Below are 7,077 nucleotides of genomic sequence, written 5' to 3'. Positions count from 1 at the left end.
GACGCCGACAAGACGCGCTGGCTCACCGCCGGGCGGGCTTTCGAATTGCAGGCTGACCGGTTGGCGCCTGAAGCGATGGGGATCATCATCCTGCCGAAGCCGGCAAAGGCGGTACAGAGCTTCGGCCGGGTCGCTGATCTTGGCCGCGAGCCTTGCCTCGTCGGTCATCGGCGCCACGAAAGGCAGGATTTCGAGTCCGGTCTCGGGGTCGATCGCCGCGCGCGTCGCGGCGATGACGCGCGGCTTCAGCCCGTCAGCGACCAGATAGGCGTTGGGCATGCCGAACGCCTTCGAGAAGTTCGAGCCCACGCCCCAGAGCCTGATCTCGTGCTTCGCGCCGGGACGCAGCGTCGCGCCGGGCTTCAGCGTCAGTTGCTGGACGTCGCCGTTGATCAGACGATGGGTGAAGATGTCGCTTTCGACGAGCGGCAGACGATTGACGAAGCTGAAATAGAGCGACAGCCCCTTGGTTGGCATGTCGGCCGGCAATGTTTCGGGCAAGGTCAGCGTGATCGTCGACAGGAAGCAGGCGTCGATGCCCGTCGGACAGGCGGGGCGATTGTCGACCATCGTGAGCCGGTAGCCGAGCGTGTCCGCGAAGCGGTCGAGCGACGCCTGCGAGGGCGCCTCGGCCGCGAGCGCCTGCGGCGCGGCCAGCGCCACCATTGCCATAGTGATCCACCCTGCAGCCTGCACGCCTTTTCTCCCGCTCGACAATTTGTATCTAATTTGTCATGTAGTCGCGGGCGGGTCAACGCCTTTCGGATTCGGCGGAATTGGAAGGATAAATGGCAAAATGGCGAATATTCGTGCTTTGCAACTCATCGTATCGATCCTGATTGGTTTCATATTAGTATTGTCAACCACCGCCACTGCTTCTGCACAGCAGCGACGCCCGGTTGTGGTCGGCTATCTCGCGGCGTTCAAGGGGCTCGACTTGTCGATCGAACGCACCGACCTGTCCGCCTTCACCCATTACAACCTGTCCTTTGCCAACCCCGACACGGACGGGAAATTCACCCGCGAGGGGCGAATGACATGCATGGGCGACGAGACCGGCGCCAACCTGTCGGTCGAGGCGCTGCGGGGGATGGTCCGGCGATTGCAGGCGAGCGGCGCAAAGGTGCTGATCTCGACCGCGGGCGGCGTGATCCCCGGCTGCTCGGGCGACTGGAAGGTGCTGCTCGGCCCCGAACGGCGCGCAGCGACGATCGCGGCGCTCGTCGAACTTGCCGATACGCTCGGCCTCGATGGCGTCGATATCGATATCGAAGGGCAGTTGCTCACCGAGATCGACCGCGCGGGGGACTATACGCCGTTCATCGCGGCGCTGTCCGAAGCCATGAAGGCGCGCGGCAAGCTGCTGACCTGCGCCACCGCCTCTTATGAAGGCGGGATGATCCCCGTAAGTTCGATCCCCTGGTTCGACCTTGTGAACGTCATGTCCTATGATGCCATCGGGCCGGGTTGGGGTCAGGCGGGGACCGAGCACAGCAGCTACGCAATGGCCGAACGCGATCTCGACCTGTGGCTCGCGCGCGGCGTGGCGCGCGACCGACTCGTCCTCGGCGTGCCCTTCTACGGCTATGGATTCGGCGGCGAGAAGGCGAATTGGTCCTATCGCGACCTTTCCATCGCGCATGGCATGAATGCGACCAAAGCCGATGTGATCGGCAATCTGTGTGGCGGTTGCCGCTATATCACGCACAACAGCCCCGCGACGATCGAAAGGAAGGCGCGCCTTGCCGCAGAAAAGGGGGGCGGCGTGATGGTATGGGAATTGTCGCAGGACAGCCCCGATCATGCGCTGACCAAGGCGATCGGCCGCGGTCTTTTGCGCGAATGATCGCAACTAAGTTTGACGGAGAGGATACCAATGCAACACATGCTGCGCTAAGGCTGGTCCTGTCGACCGGCTGGGCCGGGGCAATCGTGTGGAGCATCGTCCTTGTCATTGATCGAACGCGTGGGTCCGCTCCAGAAGGACGACCCGACACCGCTTTACCTGCAGTTGCAGAAAATCCTGCGCGACGCGATCGACGGGCAGGTCGTAAAGGCCGATGAGGCGATCCCCACCGAGCGCGACCTGGCCGAGGAATTCGACGTGTCGCGCATCACCGTGCGCAAGGCCATCGACGGGCTGGTCGCCGACGGGATCGTCACACGGCGACGCGGTGCGGGCACCTTCGTGACGCGTCCGCGGGTCGAGAAAAGCTTTTCAAAGCTCACGTCCTTTTCGGAAGACATGAAGTCGCGCGGGCGGCGGCCGTACAGCGAGTGGGTGAGCAAAACGGCGGGGGCCGTGACCCCCGAGGAGGCCTTGTCGCTCGGCCTGTCGCCAGGCTCGCTCGTCTATCGCTTTCACCGCATCCGATACGCCGACGACACATCGATGGCGCTCGAATATGCGACGATCCCCGCTTATTGCCTGCCGTCGGTCGAAGCCGTCGGCGCGTCGCTCTATGAAGCGCTCGAGGCTGCGGGTCATTTGCCGGTGCGCGCGCTCCAGCGGCTGCGCGCGGTCGCCTTTACCGCCGAACAGGCCGAAATCCTGGGCATCGAGGCAGGAATGCCCGGGCTGTTCATCGAGCGGCGCGGCTTCCTGTCCGACGGGCGGACCGCCGAGTTCACCCAGAGCTTCTATCGCGGCGACGCCTATGACGTCGTCGCGGAGCTAAACGGCTAGGCTTCGCAGAAATTCGACGTGCGGGGGCAGCTCGGCGAGCTGTTCGGCGATGCGCCTGCGCAAGATCGCGAGGCGTGACGCCAGCTCCGCGTCGGAGAGGCCGTCGGCGATCGGATGCCAGCTTTGCGGGCGCACCCCCTGCCCGGTCAGCACCGCATACCAGTTCGTCGGCCCGAACAGGTCGCCCGGTTCGAACAGGATATTGCCCGTGGCGCGAAACGCCTCGATCCGTTCCGCAAGGCTGTCCGGCATGCCCGCCGCGGCAACATCGCGCCAGAAGTCCGTGTCGTCGCGGCCCGCCAGCGCATAATGCGCGATCACGAAATCGCGGATCACCTCATATTCGCGCAGCGCATCGCGGTTGAAACGCGCCACCACATTCGGGTCGATCGCGTCGCGCGGCAACAGCGCGAGCAGCCGGACGATCGCCGTCTGGATCAGGTGGATCGAGGTCGATTCCAGTGGCTCGAGAAAGCCGCCCGCGAGCCCGATCGCGACGCAATTGCGGTTCCAGATCGCCTTGCGGTGCCCGGCGGTAAAGCGCAGCCGGTTGGCGTCGGCGAGCGGTGCACCCGGGAGCCGCGAACGCAGCAGTGCCTCGGCCTCGTCGTGCCCCAGATGCGCACTCGAATAGACATAGCCGTTGCCAGTTCGGTGCTGGAGCGGGATACGCCATTGCCACCCCGCTTCGCGCACCGTCGATCGGGTGAAGGGCGAGAGGTCGCCTTCATTTTCGCATGGCATCGCGACCGCGCTGTCGCACGGCAGCCAGTGGTTCCATTCGGTATAGCCGGTCCGGAGCGCGCCCTCGATCAGCAGGCCGCGAAAGCCCGAGCAATCGACGAACAGGTCGCCTTCGACCAGGCGGCCGTCGTCCAGGGCGATCGCGGCGATGAAGCCGTCCTCGGGATCGAGCCGGACGTCGGCGACCTTGCCCTCGACCCGCACGACACCCTTGTCCTCGGCATAGCGGCGCAGGTAGCGGGCATAGGCGGCGGCGTCGAACTGCACCGCGTGATGAACCGGCCCGTGGCGCGTCATCGGTGCGAACCGGCTTTCGCGCGCCGCGAGCGTCTCGAGATTGTAGGGGGCATGATCGGGGTCGCCACCCGCCGCGATATGCCGCAGCCAATAATGATGGAAATGAATCCCCGCCATTTCGACGCCGAGATAGCCGAAGGGATGGAAATAGCGGTGCCCCGCCCCGCCCCATCCGTCGAACTGGATGCCAAGCTTGATCGTTCCGTGCGTCGCGCGAAGAAATTCGGCCTGGTCGATCCGCAGATAGCGGTTGAATTCGTGGATCGGCGGCACGGTCGCCTCGCCGACCCCGACAGTGCCGATCGCTTCGGACTCGATGAGGGTGATCGTGTGCGATTGCCCCGAAAGCGCGCGGCCGAATGCCGCCGCCGTCATCCAGCCCGCGGATCCGCCACCGACGATGACGATGCGCCGGACGGGGCGCTGACGCGCGCTCATCCGCGCATCCGCCGGAGCGCCGCGGCGTGGGTGTCCATGGCGCTGACGTCGGTCGCGACAGCGCGGAGCTGGCGCTGGAATTCGGTCATCAGCGCCTGATCCTCGACGAGGAACGCCTGCGGGTCGAAGCTGCGCGGCGTGATGCCATGACCCGCCATGACGAGCGCCCAGCTGTCCTCGACATGCGCCTCGTGATTGAAATGCGCGAACATGCCGCGCGCGGCGAACAGGTCGATCTTCGATGCGAGCTCGGCCGAAACCGGCGCGACGCGGGCGTCGTCCCAAAAGGACTCGCCGACCCGCGCGTTGAGGCGGAAATGTTGCGCGGTAAAGTCGGTGACACGCGCCCAGGTGCCTGCGATTTCCTCATTATAGATATCGGCTTCGGGCATCGCGCCGCGGTCGATCGGCCAGAGCAGGACGAGCTGTGCGATCGCGAGCTGGAGCAGCAGCAATTCAGCGCCGTCGAGCGCGGGCGCCGCCCCCGCTGCCGGCCCGACCGCGACGACATTGCCGTCCCATGGGTGCGGCCGGGCGGCGGCGGCAAGCGGGGCCGGCGAACCCGCGTCGACCGGACGACCGAGCGCTGCCGCCAGCGCCGCCGGCGCATCGGCGTCGGGCAGGCGGCGACTGTCGTATGCGAATTCGATCGCGGTCCGATCCGACAGCGGGATCATCGTGAGCCACCCGGCCGGATGCGCGGCGATGCGGCTGTAGAGCGGTAGCGGGTCGAAAGCGGGCGACGATCCGCGGATTAGCCGGTCGCAAAAGCCGGGGCACGCCGCCGCGCCATCGGGATCGAGCGCCGCGATCAGCGCGCCGTCCGCGTCGACGAACAGGTCGGCGCCCAGCTGTTCGCCGCCCGCGAGGTCGATCCGCTCGAGCCTTTCGCCATTTGCGCGGACAACAGCCTTTTCGCCCGAAACGATGCGGACGTCGCTGCGCTCGCACGCCGCGCGGAGCAGCCGCGAATAGCCGACAGCGTCGAGATGCCATCCCTGTTTGACCGCCTGCCGCGATGCCGGGTCGCGCGGCGCGCCGGTGCGCCCCTGCTTCGCGGCGGCGGCGGCGAGGCTGAAATCCTCGAGCCCGACACCGAGACCCGCCTGCCGCGCGCGCGTCCAGTGCTGGACGAAGGGCAGCGACGCGAAGGCGCTGCCCGCGTCGCCATAGGCGTGGAGGAAGGCTTTTTCTCCGCCCGACCAGCCAGCGAATTGCTGCCCCATGTTGATCGTCGCGGCGGCGCCGGCAATCAGGGCGGCTTCGTCGATACCGAGCAGGCGGTGGAAGGTCGCAAGGTCGGGCGGCGCGATCAGCGCGGCGTGCTGAGCGGGCCCCTCGCCGGTGTCGACCCAGACGACATCGGTGCCGAGCCGCGCGAAGGCGCGGCTGACAGCGAGCGCCGCCATCGCTGCGGCGACGCCGCCGCCATAAACGACGACCTGCTGCACCGCGTTCGTCACGGCACCGGCGCCGGGCAATAACGGGCGATGAAATCGGCGTGCGACGGCGCGGTCACCGCAGCGTCGGCGATCGTCGCCGCGAGATTCCGCAATCGCTCGTCGACCGTCGCGGCGGGGAGCACGTCGGCGAGCCGGTCGGCGGCGAGCGGCTCGATCCCCTGCCCGACGAACACCGCCTGCCAGCTCGGCGGGCCGAACAGCCCGTCGCGATAGGCCTGAACATGCCCGCGATGGCGAAAGCGGTCGATCTTGCCCGCCAGCGTATCGGGCACCTCCATCGTCGTGACACGCTCCCAGAGCGGCGCATCGGCTTCGTTGGCGACATAGTGGAGGATCAGGAAGTCACGGATGCGGTCATATTCGATGTCCATCACGCGGTTGAGTTCGGCTGGCAGCGCCGGGTCGATCCGGGGCCCCGCCGGCAACAGCGTCAGCATGTGCATGATCGCCATCTGGACGAGATAGATGCTCGTCGATTCGAGCGGCTCGAGGAACCCGCTCGCCAGCCCCATCGCGACGCAATTATGCGCCCAGGCCTTCTCGCGCTTGCACGCCTTGAAACGCAGCACGCGCGGTTCGGCCATCGCCTCGCCGTCGAGGTTGGCGAGCAGGGTCGTCGCCGCTTCGTCGTCCGAAATATCACCGCTCGAATAGACATAGCCGTTGCCGGTGCGGTGCTGGAGCGGGATGCGCCACTGCCACCCCGCCTTGCGCCGCGTCGATCGCGTATAGGGATGGAAATCCGCCGAGCGTGCCGATGGCACCGCCGCGGCGCTGTCGCACGGCAGCCAGTGCGACCAGTCCTCGATCCCCACCCCCAGCGTCTGCGCCATCAGCAGCCCGCGAAAGCCCGAACAATCGACGAACAGGTCACCCGCGATGCGCACGCCCGAGGCCAGCTTTACCGCGGCGATGTCACCGGTCTCGCTATCCTGCTCGACCTCGACGATGCGGCCCTCGACGCGCTCGATCCCGCGCGCTTCGGCCCATTGCCGCAGGTATCGAGCGTAGAGGAAGGCGTCGAATTGATAGGCATAGGCAAAGGCATTGCGCACGTCGTTCGCATCGCCGTTCGGCAGCATGAAGCGGTTCTGCAGCGCGGTGACGATCGGGAAGCAATAATCCGACAGCGGCGCCGCGGTTCCGGCAAGATGCGCGCGGATCCAGTAGCTGAAGAAATCGGCCTCGCCGATCGGGCGCCCATAGGTACCGAACGGGTGGACATAGCGATCGCCCGCGCGACCCCAGTTGACGAACTCGATCCCCAGCTTGAAGGTCGCCTGCGTCGCCTTCATGAACTCGACTTCGTCGAGCCCGAGGAAGTCGTTGAAATCCTTCATTTGCGGCAGCGTGGCTTCGCCGACGCCGACAGTGCCAATCTCTTCGGATTCGACAAGTCGCACGCGAAACCGGGCGGGATCGAGCTTTGCCGCACAGGCCGCAGCGCAC

Annotated in this window: 6 protein-coding genes; 2 read left to right on the top strand and 4 right to left on the bottom strand. The window is 66.4% G+C overall.

All coding sequences use genetic code 11. The features are described from left to right. A partial coding sequence (locus tag VGD20_RS00635) for a carbohydate-binding domain-containing protein (RefSeq protein WP_331132600.1) occupies positions 1-696 on the bottom strand: 696 nt, incomplete at its 3' end. A gap of 100 nt (positions 697-796) precedes the next feature. On the opposite strand from VGD20_RS00635, the gene VGD20_RS00630 reads away from it, so the two are divergent. Then, positions 797-1,846: a glycosyl hydrolase family 18 protein gene (locus VGD20_RS00630; RefSeq protein WP_331132599.1), complete on the top strand. Its 1,050-nt coding sequence runs from the start codon at positions 797-799 to the stop codon at positions 1,844-1,846. Positions 1,847-1,948: 102 nt separating this feature from the next. Continuing rightward, a complete protein-coding gene (locus VGD20_RS00625; protein ID WP_331132598.1) occupies positions 1,949-2,686 on the top strand; it encodes a GntR family transcriptional regulator in 738 nt (245 codons plus the stop codon). Here the strand turns inward: VGD20_RS00625 and VGD20_RS00620 are convergent. The 3 genes from VGD20_RS00620 to VGD20_RS00610 form a co-directional block, all read right to left on the bottom strand. Continuing rightward, entirely contained in the window at positions 2,675-4,165 is a 1,491-nt protein-coding gene (locus VGD20_RS00620) for a tryptophan halogenase family protein (RefSeq protein ID WP_331132597.1), read from the bottom strand. The genes VGD20_RS00625 and VGD20_RS00620 overlap by 12 nt on opposite strands. Then, positions 4,162-5,628, bottom strand: coding sequence for a tryptophan 7-halogenase (locus VGD20_RS00615; protein ID WP_331132596.1), 1,467 nt, complete (start codon positions 5,626-5,628; stop codon positions 4,162-4,164). Before VGD20_RS00615 ends, VGD20_RS00620 begins: the two co-directional genes overlap by 4 nt. Next, positions 5,625-7,077 (bottom strand): tryptophan halogenase family protein (locus VGD20_RS00610; protein WP_331132595.1); only part of this gene is annotated, 1,453 nt, incomplete at its 5' end. The genes VGD20_RS00615 and VGD20_RS00610, both read right to left, overlap by 4 nt.

It is taken from the genome of Sphingopyxis sp. (assembly GCF_036402335.1).
GTDB lineage: Bacteria > Pseudomonadota > Alphaproteobacteria > Sphingomonadales > Sphingomonadaceae > Sphingopyxis.
The sequence above is the reverse complement of the archived record's forward strand: the minus strand, read 5'-3'. Positions and strand labels throughout refer to the sequence as shown.

Coding starts and splice junctions, on each gene's coding strand:
- VGD20_RS00630 (WP_331132599.1), top strand. CDS start 797: ATGGCGAATATTCGTGCTTTGCAACTCATCGTATCGATCCTGATTGGT.
- VGD20_RS00620 (WP_331132597.1), bottom strand. CDS start 4,165: ATGAGCGCGCGTCAGCGCCCCGTCCGGCGCATCGTCATCGTCGGTGGC.